The 18,926-nt window shown below is 47.0% G+C and carries 16 protein-coding genes and 2 pseudogenes; 7 read left to right on the forward strand and 11 right to left on the reverse strand.

The annotated features are described in order from the left end of the window. Positions 1-132 precede the first annotated feature (132 nt). From V6W81_RS07075 to V6W81_RS07115, 9 genes and pseudogenes are all read right to left on the reverse strand, one after another. Positions 133-1,452 (reverse strand): DUF4179 domain-containing protein, encoded by a 1,320-nt coding sequence (locus V6W81_RS07075; RefSeq protein WP_338542272.1) that lies wholly within the window; start codon positions 1,450-1,452, stop codon positions 133-135. 1 nt (position 1,453) lies between these two features. After that, positions 1,454-1,933 (reverse strand): annotated as a pseudogene (locus V6W81_RS07080) (RNA polymerase sigma factor); the annotation flags it as partial. A gap of 214 nt (positions 1,934-2,147) precedes the next feature. Beyond that, a complete protein-coding gene (locus V6W81_RS07085; RefSeq protein ID WP_338542274.1) occupies positions 2,148-2,672 on the reverse strand; it encodes an ankyrin repeat domain-containing protein in 525 nt (174 codons plus the stop codon). 15 nt (positions 2,673-2,687) lie between these two features. Continuing rightward, positions 2,688-3,089, reverse strand: a complete 402-nt coding sequence (locus tag V6W81_RS07090; RefSeq protein WP_338543967.1) for an NUDIX domain-containing protein — start codon at positions 3,087-3,089, stop codon at positions 2,688-2,690. 216 nt (positions 3,090-3,305) lie between these two features. Beyond that, positions 3,306-3,797, reverse strand: a pseudogene (locus V6W81_RS07095) (GNAT family N-acetyltransferase); the annotation flags it as partial. A 195-nt stretch (positions 3,798-3,992) separates the two neighbouring features. After that, positions 3,993-4,400, reverse strand: coding sequence for a flagellar basal body rod protein FlgB (flgB, locus tag V6W81_RS07100; protein WP_338542276.1), 408 nt, complete (start codon positions 4,398-4,400; stop codon positions 3,993-3,995). A 287-nt stretch (positions 4,401-4,687) separates the two neighbouring features. Continuing rightward, on the reverse strand, positions 4,688-5,506 hold the full coding sequence (gene speD / locus V6W81_RS07105; RefSeq protein ID WP_145050716.1) for an adenosylmethionine decarboxylase: 819 nt from the start codon (positions 5,504-5,506) through the stop codon (positions 4,688-4,690). Between the two features lie 971 nt (positions 5,507-6,477). After that, entirely contained in the window at positions 6,478-7,059 is a 582-nt protein-coding gene (locus V6W81_RS07110) for a DUF1273 domain-containing protein (protein WP_338542277.1), read from the reverse strand. A gap of 42 nt (positions 7,060-7,101) precedes the next feature. Further along, positions 7,102-8,247, reverse strand: a complete 1,146-nt coding sequence (locus V6W81_RS07115; protein WP_338542279.1) for an RluA family pseudouridine synthase — start codon at positions 8,245-8,247, stop codon at positions 7,102-7,104. Positions 8,248-8,466: 219 nt separating this feature from the next. Here V6W81_RS07115 and V6W81_RS07120 point away from each other — a divergent pair, with 219 nt between their 5' ends. Next, positions 8,467-8,844, forward strand: coding sequence for a hypothetical protein (locus V6W81_RS07120; protein ID WP_338542281.1), 378 nt, complete (start codon positions 8,467-8,469; stop codon positions 8,842-8,844). A 431-nt stretch (positions 8,845-9,275) separates the two neighbouring features. Here V6W81_RS07120 and V6W81_RS07125 read toward each other — a convergent pair whose 3' ends face one another. Continuing rightward, a complete protein-coding gene (locus tag V6W81_RS07125) occupies positions 9,276-9,986 on the reverse strand; it encodes a GT-D fold domain-containing glycosyltransferase (protein WP_251382623.1) in 711 nt (236 codons plus the stop codon). Between the two features lie 591 nt (positions 9,987-10,577). Here V6W81_RS07125 and V6W81_RS07130 point away from each other — a divergent pair. The 5 genes from V6W81_RS07130 to V6W81_RS07150 all read left to right on the forward strand — a co-directional run bounded on the left by V6W81_RS07130 (position 10,578) and on the right by V6W81_RS07150 (position 15,823). Continuing rightward, positions 10,578-11,267, forward strand: coding sequence for a glycosyltransferase (locus tag V6W81_RS07130; RefSeq protein ID WP_338542284.1), 690 nt, complete (start codon positions 10,578-10,580; stop codon positions 11,265-11,267). A gap of 26 nt (positions 11,268-11,293) precedes the next feature. Beyond that, positions 11,294-12,283: a polysaccharide biosynthesis protein gene (locus V6W81_RS07135; protein ID WP_338542286.1), complete on the forward strand. Its 990-nt coding sequence runs from the start codon at positions 11,294-11,296 to the stop codon at positions 12,281-12,283. Positions 12,284-12,308: 25 nt separating this feature from the next. Next, positions 12,309-13,703 (forward strand): nucleotide sugar dehydrogenase, encoded by a 1,395-nt coding sequence (locus V6W81_RS07140; protein ID WP_338543968.1) that lies wholly within the window; start codon positions 12,309-12,311, stop codon positions 13,701-13,703. Further along, complete coding sequence (locus V6W81_RS07145) at positions 13,690-14,436, forward strand: class I SAM-dependent methyltransferase (RefSeq protein WP_338542288.1); 747 nt, start codon at positions 13,690-13,692, stop codon at positions 14,434-14,436. The genes V6W81_RS07140 and V6W81_RS07145 overlap by 14 nt, the downstream gene beginning before the upstream one ends. Before the next feature lie 268 nt (positions 14,437-14,704). Next, the gene (locus tag V6W81_RS07150; RefSeq protein WP_338542290.1) at positions 14,705-15,823 is read left to right on the forward strand and encodes a glycosyltransferase family 2 protein; all 1,119 of its coding nucleotides are present in this window, start codon (positions 14,705-14,707) and stop codon (positions 15,821-15,823) included. A 174-nt stretch (positions 15,824-15,997) separates the two neighbouring features. Here V6W81_RS07150 and V6W81_RS07155 read toward each other — a convergent pair whose 3' ends face one another. Beyond that, positions 15,998-16,210 (reverse strand): hypothetical protein, encoded by a 213-nt coding sequence (locus tag V6W81_RS07155; protein WP_338542292.1) that lies wholly within the window; start codon positions 16,208-16,210, stop codon positions 15,998-16,000. Positions 16,211-16,931: 721 nt separating this feature from the next. On the opposite strand from V6W81_RS07155, the gene recQ reads away from it, so the two are divergent. Then, positions 16,932-18,812 (forward strand): DNA helicase RecQ, encoded by a 1,881-nt coding sequence (recQ, locus tag V6W81_RS07160; RefSeq protein WP_338542294.1) that lies wholly within the window; start codon positions 16,932-16,934, stop codon positions 18,810-18,812. The last annotated feature ends 114 nt before the right edge of the window (positions 18,813-18,926 follow it).

Genomic DNA, 18,926 nt, shown 5'->3' on the forward strand with positions numbered 1-18,926 from the left:
CATCTGCCTATAAAAGGTGACTACACCAACACCATATCTATGAGTACTACTGAAGCTGGTTAAGCCGTAAATATTGAGCCTTACACCAATTTACTTCTTCCAAGTGAGTTGCCTAGATCACTTTAGTCTAGTCTATGGATTAACCGGAATATCAACCGAGAACGGTGATTGACTTAATACCGGGTATGAGAATAACTCCATATCCAAAGCGCCTTGTGCAGAAGCACCATTCTTGATTGTGACAGACGCTTCAGCAACGGAAGGGCTCCATCCCAACTGGCTGACCTCGAATGATTTTCCCTTACGATCCTTAATATTGGTAAATGACAAACCTGAGTTGGCATTCTCCGAATCTGTAATATTGAAGTGCAGTATCATATCTTTACCTTTAATTTCTTTCTTAAGGAATTTCAAGTTCTTCGGACCACCCTCGATCTTACCCGATGTTGGGTCAATCTGTATATTCAGTTTATCTTTGTCCACGGCTCTAATCCCAGACGCATGTAAGGTCAGTTTTTTTGGAATAGAGAAATACATACTTTCGAAGAAAGCAGACATCCCATCCTCGGGAAGCGATGCTTCTTTTGTTGTCCATACTCTACCTTGCTCATCCACGAGCTGCAGATCACCAATGCCAAAGATCTTTTTGGTGTTCTTCGGGTCATAGGTCATGTCCAGCACAAGCCGAGTTGGATATAACGTAGCTTGGTTTACATTAATTTGCTGACCATCTACAACTAAGGTTTCGTTAACAGGGATAACCCTTTTCATGCCTTGGGTTAAGCTGTGATCGACGGGAAATGTAATTCTCCACTCGTTTGCGTCAGCTTCTTTGCTTTCTTTAAACACAACGGTTAAATCTTGTGGTGGTAAAGATTCGGTAAAGGATACATTAATCATATTCTCATAGATGTCTTCATCTGAAGTTGGATTAGGGTACGAATAACTAAATCCAACGGGAAGATCCTTACCATCTTTATCAAGCAATTTGATGTCGTACATCAGATTTTTGGGATTTTGGATGCCTTTCATTGTGTAGAAAATAACCATACGTGACTCATCCGTAATTACACCCTCGATGGTCACAGAAGTACCATTATGCTCGTCGGTTATACCCACCTTCTGTAATAGGGATTGATCGATCGCCATCATCAGCCCTTTATCCTGACGAATCAGACTCACAATGCTATCCATCCCAGGCAATTGCTCTACGAAGGAAGCAAAAGCAGGGGACACCCGGATACATCCGGTAAAAATAAGAATGATTGCTGCGGCTGAAACGGAGCTCATCATCCAGCGCAATCGGGATTTACGCTGGCGTGTAGCTTTACGAATGCCAGCTTGCACAGCCTGCTGCGTGGTGGCTTCGGGTATGGACAGGGCATCATATTCTAATTTGCGACGATGTAGACGTTGTTCCAGATCTTCAATAGGTTTCATTTCATCAGACATATTATGTATCTCCTTTCGTTCCTAGTTGATCACGGAGCTGTCCGAGTGCTCGATGCAATCGTGATTTTACGGTTCCGGTCGGAATGCCGAGAATCTCGGCAACTTCTGTTAAGGGGAAACCTTCAAAATAACTCAGAATAATAATCTGTTTGCAATCTCGATCCAATGAAGATACAGCAGCAGCCAAGTCAGGGTCTTCAGGTTGATCCCAACTACTGGATTCCTGAATATCGGTGATCTGGCTGAATCGGCTTTTGCGTTTACGTTCATCGGCACAATAATTGAGGAGAATGCGAATTAACCAGGTGCCGAAGTAGGATGGTTCCTTTAACTTTTTGAGTTTGCGAAAGGCTCTATAGGTGGATTCCTGTATCGCTTCCAGTGCATCGGCTTCGTTATGCAGATACGCATAGGCGATGCGATATAGTCGGTTCTGATGCATCTCCATTAAGGCTGCAAAAGCTTCGGCATCCCCTTGTTGTGCGGCAACAGTAAGCTCGGCAGGGTCACATGGCTCCTCCTTTCGTGGATGTGTTGCGTATTAGACGGCGCAGCTCGCCAAACGGTTCTTGAATTTCCCCAAAAAATATAATATTTTTTGATTGAGCCGTTCCCTCAAAATAAATAACCGCCAAACTCCATGATACAGCTAAGGAGCCTAGCGGTTAAACGTTTTCAGCATATGTGAGTGAGCATTAGGACTTGGCTTCAAGGGCATCTCTCAGACATTGGGCTGCCAAGTGATTCTCTCTTTCAAGTGCAATATCCAGCGCAGTCTGTCCTGAATTGGACAGAGCTGATGGATCAGCGCCATGCTGTAAAAGAAGCTCAATCAATTCAGCTTGATCAGTATGGAATGCAGCCGTATGAAGAGCGTTCTGACCATCGCTATCAAGAATGTTCGTGGCTGCGCCGTGTTCTAACAATAAGCGCACAACCTCCATCGAGCGTTCACCTGCAAGTGCGGCATGCAGCGCAGTATTGGACGGGATAAATGAGATTTTTGAATGAGAAACGGCATTAACATCGGCTCCCTGTGCTAGTAGAATACGCACCGCTTCGGATTGTCCATAATGCGCAGCGTACCCAAGCGGGGTGAGGCCATCACTGTTTTCCGTATTGACGAGATCAGGCAGAGAGGCGAGTAATGTTTTTATTTTTACGATATCCCCGTTCTGACTAGCTTTGAATAGTTCGTTAATCTGTTCTTCATGAGCCAAGTGGCAGACCTCCAGTCATTCTCCGAAATACATTTTCTTCACAGCATCAAGACCAGGAACAGCGAAGCAAGCGAGTGGAGATGGTAGATCATCCAATGGGAACCACCCGATCTCACCGATGGCTCCGCCTTCTTCTAGATTCCGAGCGACACCCCCAATAATCCGTGTGGAGTAGAGAAGAGAAATCCAATGCTCCTGCTGGTCGGGCTGAATCGTCTCTGCTGTGCAGAGCAACCGGTCGATGGAGATATCTAGATTGACTTCTTCCTTGATCTCCCGAATAACTGCTGTTTCAGCAGACTCGTAAGGGTCGATTTTACCTCCGGGTATGCTCCAGGTGAATTGCTCTGGTTCACGGTTGCGCCAGACAAGTAGTACTTCTCTACGATCATTAACAATGACCGCACCTACGCCAATGCGAGGTTGAACAGAAGTGTTCTCACTGGTCGTGGACTGGGACTCAGATGCAGCACCGGAACCAGAAGTAGAGACTGAGGCGGCGTGTTGAAATTGATCTATGTTAACTGACGTTTTGTTTGAGACATTCGTACGAGTAGATTGAAAAGATAGAGGCGATTCTGTCTGCTTCGACCATTCCTCTGCAAGGATACTCATAGAGATGAGGTCATAGTGCCTTCCATCTCGTAATACGGCTGAACGCTGACGTCCTTCTACCTGAAACCCAGCTTTGAGGTACGCCTGCATCGCAGTCTCGTTATATTCGATGACTTCCAGTGCAATTCGGTTCAAATTCAATTCATGAAATCCATAGCGCATAATCAGGGCAAGCGCATCACTACCGTAGCCTTTGCCACGATCCTTTTCATCACCAATAGCAATGGCCAGACGCGCGGAGCGGTTATTCCATTCGATCCGGTAGAGAGCGGTGAAGCCAATATATCGATTGTCCTCTAGTGTACGCAAGGCAAACTCAAATCCATTATCTCTGCGGACAGAAGAAGAACCTGTTTCATCCGGCGTTAGCGGTACTGCAATGTCCGTATCTAGATTACGTAGATATCCATAATCGTCTGTGAAACGGGATAATCGCATACAATCTTCCGGACAGGGTGCTGCGAGCCGAACCTTGGAGCCTTGAAAATGATTGAAATGAAGTGGAGCCATGTTGCACCTCTTTTATCGATATGAAATCGTTCATTAATTATCATTATACTACGAATGAGCCCAGATCCGAAAAAGGGAATACCTGATTCACAATTCAATCCCATACGCCGTTCATGAAGCGATGATGTGCTTGTTCGCGGTTATGTATTTACAATCTCAATAAAAAAAGCAGCCTACAGGCTGCAGTGTCGTGCATTATTTTAGATCATTTAGAAGATTCTTTATCTTTTTGTAGTGTCCACTTACTCGATCGACCATGTAATTGTACATCAATTGATTCTCCGCAAGATTCGACATTTCTTTGTCAATGTCAACGTTATTGCCGTTGTTGTTCATCGATGTGTTGTTGTCTTCTACAATGCGGTAGGGTACGACAGGACCAGGAGTACTCACTGGAAAATGCTTCGGATGAGTCCGGTGTAAATCCAGATTATCTGTCTTGCCTTGCTCAACGATGCGTCTGAGTTCTTCTTGGAACTCTACCGACTTCTTCTTATAGTTCGGTGTATCCGCATTGGCAATGTTGTTAGCAGTTACATTATGCCGGGTAGTTAATACTTGTAACAGCGATTCGTTACGCTTGGAAGTGTTTGTTTCGATCACGGCTCATTCTCCTTCACTGCAAAGTAATACCGTTACTCCTATAATAAGAAAATATGTTGCATCATGTCAACAAATGACGAAAAGACAAACATATACCGAAGGCTCTCATGAAGCGAAGAACCTTACGGAATTATTGTTTGTCTTTTAACATCATCTTCATCTTGTGTTATTGGTGACATATCACGTTAATCGTAAAGATGCAATGAGTATCGTACTCTGCAAGAAGTGAAGGTTTCAATAAGAGGGCATCGCCTCATGACAAAGGTGTCAGTTACCTTCAAGGTCGATCATGAAGTAGGACGATTAATGTTTTTGCCATAATAGATCTCGTCCATCTCCAGCTTCAGCCACTCCGTAATTTCATGTTGTTCTGCCTTGCTTAGCTTATCCTTGGTGTACCCAAAGAGATAGTTATCCAGATCGAACTCCCTCAGCTTACATTTAGTATGGAAAATGTTCTCCTGATAGACGTTCACATCAATCATGTCAAAGCTGCTCTTGATCTCATCCGGAATGTAGTTCTGGATAGAACCAATCTCATGGTCGATGAACAGCTTGCGTCCACTTGTATCACGTGTAAATCCACGCACACGGTAATCCATCGTCATAATGTCCGTGTCAAAGGAATGAATGAGGTAGTTCAGCGCTTTGAGAGGCGAGATTTCCCCGCAAGTGGACACGTCAATATCGGCACGGAACGTACTGATCCCTTCACTTGGATGAAATTCCGGATACGTATGAACCGTAATATGACTTTTATCCAGCTGCATCACGACGTTATCTGGCAACGGCCCCGGGGATTCATCGAAGGATTCCTCCGGAATTTCCACGATTGGTCCCTCGGATACGAGCATCGTTACACTAGCGCCTTGTGGGACGTAATCCTGCTGCGCCACATTCAGAACGTGTGCACCAATAATGTCGGATACATTTCTGAGAATTTTACTTAATCGTGCCGCGTTATATTGTTCATCAATGTATTCAATATAAGCCTCACGTTCATCTTTGGTTTTGGTATAACAGATATCGTACATGTTAAAGCTCAGCGATTTGGTCAGGTTGTTGAATCCGTGCAGTTGAATGCGCTGCTCGGGAGTTAATGTCATGGCTGCAGTTCCCCTTTATCCATACGACATAGTAATCGCAGTTTTAATACTACTTATACCCATATTGGTGCCAAAAAAAACATGAGTAGGTCATAAGAGGCTTTTACATCTATCTTTACTTTTTAGTAAAATAAACCTTTCGATGTATAACATACGGTTTTTTGACGTACGAGGCGATTACTGATGAAGAGGAGGGCTATGCCAGATGGAATTCAGCTTTGGGAACGTTACTATTGTTCTCCCACCATTGCTCTTTTCAATGATTATGGTCATTATTATATTCCTGTTAGTAAGATGGAGCAGACAATTAGAAACAAGACGTTTTACGATTTTCTTTTATTTTTGGATCAGTACATTTAATACACCAATCTATTCTCATGCTACAACCGAAGGTTTCTTTCAGTTATCGCTACCTATGGGGTTTCTATTGATTTTATTATATTTTTCCGGGGGTAACAGATACCATCCAGCTAAAATGAAAGCGAGTCTATTAGGACTCTCCGTAGCGCTATACCAGCTAATTCTTCGATATTTAGGATAGATAGATGAATAAGGATATAGAGGAGATGAGGGGAATGTCCATTTGGAAAAAGCAAATGATAATCTATATGGAATTCATAGGATTTTTGGTTATTGGCTTCATTGTTACAGAAAATGTTATGAGAAATATTTATGAGCGTTTCAATATTCCTTTTATGGGGAACGTATGGGTTAACTGGTTTGGGGTCTCATATCTTTTGTTTTTCCTTTACACACTCATTTGTACGCTATGTATAAAAAAGAATGCTGATTTCTTCAGGAAACGCTTCAAATCGTTGATTTTCTGGGCTTTTCTAATTGGCTCTTTGTATGTTATTTTTGTTCCATTTGTTAAAGGAGAGAATCCATTTTAATAGAACTCAAAAAAGGCTATCCCTAGTCATTTATATGACTCATGGGATAGCTCTTTTTACATCAATACCACAATAATTCTAGAAGGAAGTATCTTCGTAATGCTGTACATCATTCATCCGCTCATCCTCCGCGATGGATTGAATGTCCTCTGACGTTATGCTGATGATGGTATAGTCTTCATTCTGCTGTTTCTTCATTGCCTTTTCCTTCATAAACCGTGGACTGCCCTCGCCGGCATCCTCATCGTACACAAGCAATAGACCGTCGCTTTTGCGTAGTAGAAGATCGTCCCTCGCTGTGAACTGCCATGGACCAATATAGGGCTGCCGACTAATGGCACCATAGTAATCAACACCTTGCAGGATGGAACGATAATACTCTTGTTTATCTTCCTTCCATTGTTCCTCAGGATTCTGAAAGGCAGTAATGATCGATAATTTCAGATCAGGGAATGTCTCTTTCAGCTCCAACACAACTTCACAGGCCCACAGATCCACGCCATATTGCCCTGGAGTTAGCACCCATTCCAGCCCGTCCTCTACAAGCGGTGTAAGACGGGAGGCGATGGCTTTTTTGATATAAGGAATACCTTCATGCTTCTGTCCAAAAATCTGCAGTTCATGTGCCCGATAACCGGTAATCAGCAAGTTTTTCAGCATCGGTTGCTCCTTTCAGCGCGACTCCGTACCCGAGAGCTTCAGTTACTCCGCGGTTGCGTTATCTGCACGGAACGGATACAGGAATTGCTTCGGAATATCGGTCTCGAATGTCATCAGCTCATCGGTTGTTGGGTGGATAAACGAGAGCACACGTGCATGGAGTCCAAGGCGTCCCAGGTCTCTCGTGCGCGCACCGTACTTTTTGTCTCCTGCAATTGGATGCCCGAGGTCTTCCATATGCACACGAATCTGATTTTTGCGTCCTGTTTCCAATCGAACTTCAAGCAGAGAAAACTCACGATTGGATTTGAGACGTTTGTAGTGTGTTATCGCGTGCTGTCCGTCATTCGCCCGTGGACTTGAGTACATTTTCAGCGTTTTGGTTTCCTTCAGCCAGGAGGAGATCGTACCTTCCTCTTTGCTCACAGCACCTTCAACGAGAGCAACATAGACGCGATCCTGTACATTGTCTTTCCAGTTGTTTTGCAGCTTCTGTTGTACTTCTTCGCTTTTGGCAAACATCATCACGCCAGATGTATCCCGGTCCAGACGATGCACGACAAATATCCGATTGTTTGGATTCGTACGGCGCACATGCTCCATCAACTGGCGGTAGGCTGTAAGGTCGTTGCTACGGTCAGCGGCGATGGATAATAGCCCAGCTTCCTTACGAATGACGATGATGTCATTATCCTCATGCAAAATGTTCACTCCGGTCATGGAAGGGGCAGCGACGGCGCCTTCTTTGCTAATGGATACGGTCTGACCCGGCGTGAGCGCCAGGTTGAACTTCGTCACAACCTTCTCATCTACGGATACCTGACCACGACCTAGAATGGACTTCACGGCATTACGACCATCCTTCAGATGCTTCAGCAGGAACGGTAGCAGTTCTTCTGGCTCTGTCACTTGATATTGGCGAGGTGGCTCTTGTTTACGATAATACGAATTGCCGGAGCGTTTAGACGCACCTGATGATTTGGCTTTGCCAGATCTTGCTTGGTTGCCTGTTGTTGAAGACTTGGCAGCTAGTGGCTTGTTCGTATTCGCTGTATTGCGAGATGTGGATGCAGAGGATCTGGATGATTCGGAAGATGAAGCACCTGATCTCTGAGAGCGTCCCGCAGAGGGGCGGTTCGATGACTTTCCTTTGGATGAATTGCCTGTGGAACGTTTACGTGTATTCATAAATAATAATCTCCTTCTGAACAGCCTGTACCGCTTGCGTGCATACGATCCGTTCATTTCGTTATGCAGTTCAATATACCATTAACCGGGTGTAAATAAAAATAGGTGTATAGAAACTGTTATTTATCCAATCGAACGAGAGTTGAGATTCATAGAATAGGATATCTCATTGCATTGGAGGTGTTACTCTTGGGTGTATTTCTCGATATGAGAACCTCAATGAACTCAGGAAGCGTAGGATCGCCTAACACATCTTTATCCGTATCACCAGAAGTGTTCGGGTCAATTGGGCTGCAGACCTTAGGTGTTGCGAATCCCATTATCACCCTGAATGGCACAGTTGGTGTGACGGGAGAGCAAGGAGATACCTTCGTTGTTGAGTTGGTACGTGGTACGGTATATGATCCGTTCTTTGTCATCTATCGTGCCGAAGGTACGGTGGGTCAGACGGGCGGCGCTGAATTTCATTCCTTTACCGCACAGGATTTGGCTGCACCACCAGCACTGGAAAGTGTGTACACTTCATTTATATCCGGGGTGTCTACAGTGGCAAGAACAGGACCAGAGATGTTCTACGGCATTGCAGCTACGAACTAGTTTTCGACAAGATGACCATGAGAACTTCCCGATCAATTCAAGAAATGCAGATTCGATGGCGTAACGTAATGGGTCAATAATGCCTGTAGGAAAAGTGATCGTAGATCAGGACAATGGATCGAAATATTTAGACAGAGCAGTGCACAGAAGATAGTAGACAACAAAGTGCACATCAACAGAAGTAGTAAGTGGTAAGCAGTAAGCAGTAGGTTACAAACAGAAGCTCAAACAGCAAACAGTAAACAGAAAACCGGAAAACAGCAGCAATCATCATATAGAAGCAGCAATTAGCAGCGGTAAAAGGTCAACTTAAAAATCCCGGTTCCAGTATCGTAGGAGTCCGGGATTTTTTTTTAGTTATATTCCAGCCGTATTGTGATGCACCAATAGCATGAAGAGAGCCAGATGTAATTCAAGAGCCACAAGCAAACTCAGTTAGCACGGCCTTTCAGAATGATGTTGCCTGCTTTGCCAAAATCAATAGCAACCTTGCCCGCTAGGGCGGCCGTGCGCTCAGCGAGAACAACAGCATTAACGCCACAGGAGAAGAGAGCGACATCAAACGTATGCTGGTTCGTGACGATCCATTGCAGCGTTTCATCGGTCTGACCCCAGTTATCAAAAGGAAGGGCTGCTGCGATCTGCAGATGATACGGTTCTTGAACAAGCCGATCGCGAAGGGCATCAATCTCGCGAGTCACGAGCAGCACCCGTTTACCAGCAAGCATGGACCAGAACCGAGGCATCTGTACGAGCTCACGGTTGACACAAGCATGGCAGGTCATTGCTGGAGAGATGCCGTAGTGAGCAAATAACATATCGGTGAGCGGTCGCTTGAGATAATCCGGAGCTTTAATCGTCATATCCCCTGGGGGAAGCACACCAACAATATTAGCTCGTTGTATAGAAGCGGCCACGTGATCTCTGAGCTGAAAATCGGGGAGACGAAGTCCCTTTTGACCTAAATTGGCTTTGATCGCCCAGCGTTCTTGAAGCACCTGCTCCACAGTCCAGACCGTTTCCTGAGACATGACAATATTCTCGCCATCGCCCACGCGAACGAGAGAAAAAGGACGCTGCTCTACAAGTGCTGCTTCGAGCTGATCAAGTACACCATCCGTCTCAAGATAAATAGCATTCATTTTAGATGTAAACCTCCTTCGTATTCTATTGACCTATTCTATGTAATGGCTGCGCTAACGTTTTGTACGTTCGACCTGTAAAAGGCTATTCCATAAGTCCACTTTTGATGAGGTGATTACCTTCGTCCCATCTTCTGGGCACTGCAAACCAGACCTTTTTGAACACGCACTATAAGGCGAATCTTCGGGTGTATATCAATCTATTTTGTGAAAAGTAGTTCAAGTGTACTGACCGATTCTACTTCTATTTCATACGTTGTAGGGATGGCGGATAAGAGAATTACGCTATGAAAGTTGGTTGGAATGCAACAACGCATTACATGTATTTCTGCAAGGCATAGGCTGCAAAACTATGAAAATGTTCAAAGGCAACCAGAAGAGGTTGTTCAAAAAGTCCGCTTTTGATTACGAAGGATGCGCGAGTGGCATCTCAGCATCGAATATGGGATTCAGCCGAAATATCCGTTGCTCACGTAGCTTAGTCTACGCTCCGCTACTCCATTTCTATCTTCATCCCATCTTCTTGGTACTGAAAACCGACCTTTTTGAACACGCACTAGAAGAAAGGCTGTTTACATGAGGAGGGATGTTATGTCTAGGAAAGTCGTTATTGAGATTAACTTCAACAATTATGGCATGGATCCGCAGCGGTTAACGAGAGAATGGCTGGAGCGACGGATGAGCATCTTTCGTACCTTTACGTTGCATTGCCTCAAGGCACAGACGAATCAGGATTTTCTTACCGTTGTGAAGCTGTCGAAGGAATCAGGCGAGTTGATGCAAGAAATTCTTGCGGAACAAGAGCCATTACCTTCTAATATTCGCTTTGGAACCAATATTGAGAGTGTGCGTGCCATTCTAGCTTTTGCACAAGGGGCAGAACACATCTATATTGCACGTCTGGATTCGGATGATCTGTACCACCGTACCTTTGTTCAACAGTTATACGATATTCAGCCACAGCCGGAGACGATGGCATTGATCAATCAGAACGGCTACCTGTGGGATAGTGTGAATCATGAGATGGCACCCGCATTTCATCGTTCTCCGCAGTTCTATGTCTACCTGTACCGGACGGAGGAGTATGCTTCAGGCTATCGAGTGAAGCTGCCAGGCCGCGGTACGCATGGAAATGTAATTGATCTGCCGCACGAACTGCTCGCACCTCGCAATTATGTCAATATCGTGCATAGCAGCAACACATCGGTCAAAAAGGTACCACCGAAAGATCGTTTAAGCCGAGACGAGATGGCTCAGGTATTACGTGAATTCATGATCTAACGATCTAATGAAGGAGGCATTCTTGCATGATTAAAGGACAAATTATTTTGATCACTGGAGGAACAGGCTCCTGGGGACAGAAGCTGACCGAGGTACTGCTGGAACAGGATCCGGCTGAGATTCGCATCATGTCGCGTAATGAGTATGCTCAGATCGCGATGCAACGTGATTTTGGTCATGATGCAAGGCTACGTTTTGTCATAGGAGATATTCGGGATTATGGAGCAGTGGAGGAAGCGTGCCGGAATGTGGATGTTCTCTTTCATTTGGCCGCACTGAAGCATGTACCCGTATGTGAAGACCAGCCGGATGAAGCTTTCAAAACCAATGTCATTGGCACACAGAATATCATTAAAGCAGCCATTCGCATGAAGATTCCTAAGGTGATTGATGTCTCCACCGATAAGGCGGTCGATCCAATCAACGTGTATGGCATGACCAAGGCGCTCGGTGAAAAGATGATGATTCGTGCGAATGGACTAAGTGAGCATACTAGATTTGTCTGCATCCGTGGTGGCAATGTGCTAGGAACAAGCGGCAGTGTCGTGCCATTGTTCCGTCGTCAGATTGATGAGGGCAAGGTGCTTACGATTACGGACAAAGGCATGACACGCTTTTTTCTGACACGAGCGGAAGCGATACATTTGCTGCTTAAGGCGGCTGAGGCGGCGGTAGGCGGCGAGACATTTGTGATGAAAATGAAAGCTTGCAAGATGACCGATCTAGCCTCGGTCATGTTAGAGAGGGCGGGTCGCCCATCCTTTGACTATCAGGTTACAGGCATTCGCCCTGGCGAGAAACTACATGAAGTGCTCATCTCGCCCTTCGAATCACCTCGAACCTATAAGTATGATGAGCAATATTACGTCATATTGCCGCAAGAACCGGACAAGCGCCTGCAAGATCAGTATAGTAGCCTGCCTCGTGTCACACTTTCCGAATACCGCTCAGACACTGCCATGATGAACAAACAAGCGATAGCTCAGTTTTTGCGTGCAGGCGGCTTTATTAATTAATAGAAGGGAGGCGGAGCGTTTGGAGATGGAAGGATTGCAAGACAACATACACAACCGCTCCCTTCTTGCTGCTGTCATTGGGCTGGGTTATGTGGGGCTTCCGATGGCGGTGGAGATGGCGCAGGCTGGTTATCAAGTACATGGCATTGATATTGATACCCTCAAGGTTGCGAGACTTCGAGCGGGGGATTCCTACGTAATCGGCATTGAGGATCAAGTGGTGCAGTCATTAACCGCAAACGGATTATTCACGGCAACAACGGATTATACGGCAGTCGCTAAGGCGGATATCGTTGTCATCTGTGTACCAACACCACTAACGCCAGGCCATCAACCGGATATTTCATATATCGCCGCAGCAGTCAAAGGCATAACCCCTCATCTGAAGCAGGGAAGCCTCATCATACTGGAGAGCACCACGTATCCGGGAACGACGGAGGAGCATGTGAAGCAACCGATTGAAGCAGCCACAGGCTGGACGGTGGGCAAACAGTTCCATGTCTGCTATTCTCCTGAGCGGGTCGATCCAGGTAGTGTGAATTATGGGGTGAAAAATACACCGAAGATCATCGGAGGTGCTACAGCCTCCTGTTTAGCCTATGGAACAGCGTTCTACGGCTCGTTCTTGAATGAAATTGTGCCGGTGAGCTCTACCACCGTAGCTGAGACCGCCAAGCTGTTCGAAAATACGTTTCGCAGCGTGAACATTGCCCTTGTGAATGAGCTTACGCCTGCATGCGAGCAGATGGGAGTGAACATCTGGGAGGTGCTGGACGCTGCTGCGACGAAGCCGTTTGGATATATGCCTTTCTACCCCGGGCCGGGGATTGGTGGACACTGTATTCCGATTGATCCAATCTATCTGTCCTGGGCGGCAGAGCGACAGGGGTCGGAGCTGCAATTCATCAAACTAGCCGATGCAACGAACCGGGAGATGCCGGAACGCATGGTGGCACGGGCAGTGGAATTGTTAATGAAGAGTGGAATTTTCGTAAAGGATGCACGGATTGTGCTGGCAGGTATGGCGTACAAAAAAGATATTGACGACTTGCGTGAATCTCCCGCACTGGATGTCTTCAGACTGCTGAGTGCAGCGGGAGCAGAGGTCGTCTTCACCGATCCGATGGTGCCTGTCTTCCGCAAGGACGATGGCACGATTATCCAAGCTCAGCCAGCCTCACCTGAACTATGGGCATGGGCGGATCTTGTGATTATTACAACCGATCATACCGGCTTTGATTATCAAGAGATGGCTGACCACGCGAAACGAATTTTCGATACCCGTAATGCTACCCAAGGTGTCCATGGGGACAACATTGTGGTGCTTGGGCATCCAGCCCAAACGCCCGTCTTAACTGCTCTAGAGGAAACGGCAAGCCATTCGTCTGAACAGGTAGGAGATAGCAATGGCGAATCATGACCGGGTGAATGAACGATATTATGGCGAGATTAATTCGGAAGAGTCTCATGAAGCAACGAGGACACGTATTCACTGGATGTGCCGGGAAGCGACAGGCGAGCGAATGCTGGATGTCGGATGCAGTCAGGGGATTACCTCAATACTGCTAGCGCGTGAAGGCTTTCGGGTAACCGGCATTGATCTGGAGGAAGAGAGCATCCGGTTTGCGAAGGAAGAGCTGGCGAAGGAATCGAAGCCTGTGCGGAGTAAAGTGGATTTCCGGCTGATGGACATTACGCAGTGGAAGGAAAGGGCTGTCTTCGACACGGTACTGCTTGGTGAAGTGTTGGAGCATTTTGCACATCCCGAGAAGTTATTAATGCAGATCCATCGGTTATTGCATGAAAAAGGAACGCTGGTCGTGACGGTTCCCTATGGATATCATCCGTTTCATGATCATAAACAGACCTTCTATGCAGGCAAGCTTGTGATGTGTCTGCTGCCGTATTTCGAAGTGGTGAAGCTGGAGGTTCATCATAAGTATCTATGCTGCGCTGCACGTAGACGCTGGGAAGTGAATCCATATATCTCGCCTGCGCCAAGTGAAATGAAAACATGGATGGAACTGGACTATGCCCATTTTGCCGAAATCGAACGGAGCCACCTACGACTGATGAATCAACGGAAGAAGGCACTCGACAATGCTGTTGAGCAGGTAAAGCGTCTGCGCAAACAAGAAGCGGAGAAACAGTAGTCAGAACAGTAAAAGTAGTAAGGTATAGTAAGAACAGTAAGAACAGTTAGAGAAGTAAGATAAGGCGGACACAACAAGTATAGAGGGAGAGTACGATATATCAAGCTAAGCTGCACCAAGGAGACTTATAGAATGGATGTACAACCGTAGGCTGTATTGAAAATAGGGCAAGTCTCAAGGGTAACAACTCGGAATATGAAAGTCATCACCCATGTTGAATAAGATGCTTCATCGCATAAGTGTAGGGGCAAGGAAGGGGCATATATCCGTGATCACCATCAGTCTATGTATGATCGTGAAGAACGAAGAACGCACGTTGGCACGTTGTCTCGATTCGGTGAGTGGAATCGTGGATGAGACCATCATTGTCGATACAGGCTCATCTGACCGAACCATGGATGTGGCTGCGCAGTATACCGACCAAGTCTACACATATGAATGGCAGGATGATTTTGCTGCAGCTCGTAATTACTCATTCGAGCAGGCCACGCAGGAGTATATCCTCTGGCTGGATGCAGATGATGTGCTGTTGCCTGGTGATCAGGCAAAGCTTCGGGTGTTGAAAGAGCAGCTTCCGTCAGGTGGTGAGACGGAAGCTGTGGTTTTGAACTACACGCTGGCCGAGGGGGCGGAGGCAAGTCCGTTAGTGACGGACCGCCGGAACCGCCTGGTCAAGCGCAGCGCAGGGTGCCGCTGGCATGGCCGGCTGCACGAGCAGTTGAGCTTTCCGCGGAGCGGAGTGATGACGGCAGACATTGCCGTCACGCACCGCCGCGAAGCGAGCAATCATTCGGCGCGTAACGTGCGCATCCTGCGCAAATGGATCGCCGAAGAGGGCGTAGCCCAGGGTCGCCTGCTGTTCTATTATGCAGGCGAATGTTATGACCGCAAGCGCTACGGGGCTGCGGTGCAAGGCTACGAGAAGCTGTTGCAGGAGCCGCAGGGTTATCGCGAGGATCGATTAATCGCCTGTGCGCGACTTGCGGAATGTTATGAACGGCTGGGCAAGCCGAGCTATAAGCTCCGTGCGTTATTACAGTCGTTCCAGTTTGACCTGCCTCATGCAGACTTCTGCTGCGCGATTGCTTCTTGCTTTCAAGAACGTGGGGAGCATATGACCGCAATCTATTGGTATATGCAAGCCCTAGATGTAGGCACTCGTGATCCGGGGTTCCGCCCCGTACCTGCGGCATGTCGATCCTGGCTTCCTCATGCCCGGCTCTCCTTGTCCTATGCACAATTGGGACATTGGGAACAGGCGCTTAAGCATAATGTTCAAGCGCTGGCATATGTGCCGACTGATCCCGGATTGCTCAGTAATCGGGAGAAGCTAGAAGCGATGGTGCGTCAGACAACATCTGACGCAACCGGGATTGACAGCGAGTAGAGGGAAGGAAGCGTAGAGCAAGAGCAGAGAACAAGCAAAGAACAAGCAAAGAGTATGCAAAGAAACCAGCCCAGGGTCGTGATTAATAAGTAAGCTACGTGCTAGAATGTTTGCTCTAATCGTTTGATTTTGTTGTACTGCAAAAGGAAATAACGTATTTAAGCGTCACTGCTACTACTGCTTCTCAGGTGAGAGGCAAAGCACGTATTCACCTTTCATACGCAGGCTCTTACATGCAAAGTTCCATCCATCATAGATGTCCTCTTCAATATTCAGCGTTACGCTGTCATCATTATATTCGTTCCGGTTTTCAATCCGGAGCGTTTTTTCATTTTCCCATTCAAGGTGGTTAGCTCCGCGGTGTTCAGCGCGATAGATGGTTTTCACAAAACTAGAGTCTGCACCATCAGATCCGTTTCCGGTGGATCGAACATCGACCCATAAGGTTACTCTCCTCCTTTCCCCGCACCACCGTAAGGAACACTATAGATTTCGGCTACATATTCACCGTTCCTTGAAGGCATCGAATAAGAAAGGTGCCCTTGTTCAGAACGATCGAATGTCGAAAAGTAAGGACGAAGCAGGATGTAAGCGAAGAGAATTAGTAGTAAGAATAGAAATGTAGTGAGAATAGGATGTCTACGTATCCAGGGTTTACGTAAGTTGGTCGTGGGAGTACCAGACGCATCTTGGGTCATAGGATCAAGTCTCCTTTGTAAGAGAGCATTTCGTTTGCAAGTTTTAGCTATGAGTTCAGTTCACACTAAAACTTGTAATAATGATAGCATAGAGAGTAATTTAATGATTGCAAATAAGTTAAAATTATCCTAATTTGAGGGTGGAACGATTCAGGTTAATAGGTATCTAAAACCTTAGATTGATCTAGTCAGAGATAGGTGGAACTGAGAAGATTCGATTGACATGAAAACGCGGTTGCTCATTCGGGTCTGTCCCGTTAAACTAAAGGGAGCGGCGTTTTGCTTGACGGACAAGTCATGAGAACGCCATTTTGTTGTCAAGGATACGGCAATGGTGCCGTGTTCGGATGTCAGAATCGGATCGGACCAAGCTGGTGGAGGAACACCGGTGACAAGTAAGGAGTCTTTACATGAGTGTCCAAGCACCTACTTTAGAAGAAGCGCAGGGTCTCCTGCAAAAATATTATGGTTACCCCGACTTCCGCGAGGGTCAGAAAAAAATCGTATCCAGCCTGCTCGAATATGAGGATACGCTGGGCATTATGCCAACCGGGGGCGGTAAATCGATCTGTTATCAGATTCCCGCTCTGTTATATCCGGGACTAACGCTTGTCGTTTCCCCGCTCATCTCCCTGATGAAGGATCAGGTCGATGCGCTGACGACCGCTGGCATTGCCGCCGCTTACATCAATAGTACGTTAAGCGGCAAAGAAGTGAATGAACGCATCCGCGCAGCGCAGCGCGGCGATCTGAAGTTGCTCTACGTCGCGCCGGAGCGACTGGAGCTGGATTGGTTCCGCGATGAGATGGCGCAGTTGCCCATCTCGTGCGTAGCTGTGGATGAGGCGCACTGTGTGTCACAGTGGGGCCATGATTTTCGGACAAGCTACCTGGCGGTAGCGCCGTTTGTGGACAGTTTGCCGGAGCGGCCGGTGGTTGCGGCCTTTACGGCAACGGCAACGCCCGAGGTCATGGGCGATATTCTGCGTCTGCTGCGTTTGCAGGATCCGCAGACATACGTGACCGGACTTGGGCGGGATAATCTGGCGTTCAGCGTGCTGCGCGGTGAGAGCAAGAAGGATTTTGTGCTGAACTACGCGCGCGAGCATGAGAGTGAGCCAGGTATTATATATGCCGCGACCCGTAAGGACGTGGATGATCTACATCAACGTTTATTGCATGCAGGCTTGCCCGCAGGACGTTATCATGCAGGTATGACGGACGATGAACGGGCTCAGAGCCAGGAGCAGTTTTTGTACGATGATATCCGCGTGATGGTGGCAACGAATGCCTTCGGGATGGGGATCGATAAGTCTAACGTACGTTACGTACTGCATTACAGCATGCCGAAGAATATGGAGGCATATGTACAGGAAGCCGGACGTGCTGGACGGGACGGAGATCCAAGCCAGTGCATATTGTTATTCGGGGCACAGGATATTATCACCCAGAAGTTCCTGATCGAACAGAACCCGATGGAGGGTGACCGGAAACAGAATGATTACCGCAAGCTGCAGCAGATGGTGGATTACTGTTATACAACACGTTGTCTGCGCAGTGCACAGTTGGACTACTTCGGTGAGGTGCATGAGGACAAGCCTTGCGGCATCTGCAGTTCCTGTACGGATGATCGCGAGCTGGTAGATATGACGATTGATGCACAGAAAATTTTCAGTTGCATTCATCGTATGCGTGAACGGTATGGTGTATCTCTGGTTGCTTCGGTGCTCAAAGGCTCCCGTGCCAAAAAAGTGTTGGATTACGGCTTCGATTCCCTGCCAACATATGGTGTGATGGGGAATCGCACGGAGCGTGAAATTGCAGAGATCATCAACGTGATGGTATCGGAAGGTTATCTGATGCTGTCCGAGGGGCAGTATCCGGTAGTGCGTTTGCAGCCCTTGGCGGTGGAAGTGCTCAAAGGTCAGCGTGAAGTCATGCAGCGGGTGGTACGCAAGACGGCTGCAACAGCCTCGGGCACCAACTATGGTGGACGTCGTGGACGTGATGCGATGCCGTCTGCGGTTAATGAAACGGTATTTGAGCAACTACGCTTAATCCGGCGTGATCTGGCGGCGAAGGAACATGTGCCGTCCTACATTATCTTCAACGATGCAACACTTCGCGAGATGAGTGTGGTATGTCCCAAGACGGAACGTGACATGCTGACAATTAAAGGGGTCGGTGAGGTCAAGTATCGTAAGTACGGATTACCGTTCTTGGAATTTTTCCAGAAACAATCGGGCGAAGAGGTTGATACGGATGATGATGCCTTTTACGAGTATGAGTAAGGTGCTGGAATGGTAGATGAACATGTCTTGTATCGTTCAGGTGAGTGATTGAGTGAGCGCATGAGTATGACTATGAGTGCAGGATCAAGTATTTTTTTCAAAAATATGGTCTGG

Source organism: Paenibacillus tundrae, assembly GCF_036884255.1.
Taxonomy (GTDB): domain Bacteria; phylum Bacillota; class Bacilli; order Paenibacillales; family Paenibacillaceae; genus Paenibacillus.